1 pseudogene is annotated in these 436 nt (G+C 53.7%); it reads left to right on the forward strand.

Going from position 1 to position 436, the window contains the following annotated elements:
* Positions 1-436, forward strand: a pseudogene (locus AB4Y31_RS31805) (23S rRNA (cytosine(1962)-C(5))-methyltransferase RlmI); the annotation flags it as partial.

Consider the following 436-nt stretch of genomic DNA (forward strand, 5'->3'; position numbering starts at 1 on the left):
AGTCTGGACGTTTGACCCGTCTGAGTCTATCGACATTGCTTTTTTTACCCGCCGTTTGCAGCAAGCACAAAAATGGCGTGACTGGCTGGCGCAAAAAGATGGCCTCGACAGCTATCGTTTAATCGCCGGAGAATCTGATGGCCTGCCGGGTATTACTATCGATCGTTTCGGTAATTTTCTGGTGCTGCAACTGCTGAGTGCTGGCGCAGAGTATCAGCGCGCGGCATTAATTAGTGCCCTGCAAACGCTGTACCCGGAATGTGCTATTTACGATCGCAGCGACGTCGCGGTACGTAAAAAAGAAGGGATGGAGCTGACTCAGGGCCCCATCACCGGCGAGTTGCCGCCTGCCCTGCTGCCGATTGAAGAACACGGCATGAAACTGCTGGTGGATATTCAGCACGGACACAAAACGGGCTACTACCTGGACCAGCGT

The organism is Trinickia sp. EG282A (genome assembly GCF_040965455.1).
GTDB lineage: Bacteria > Pseudomonadota > Gammaproteobacteria > Burkholderiales > Burkholderiaceae > Trinickia > Trinickia symbiotica.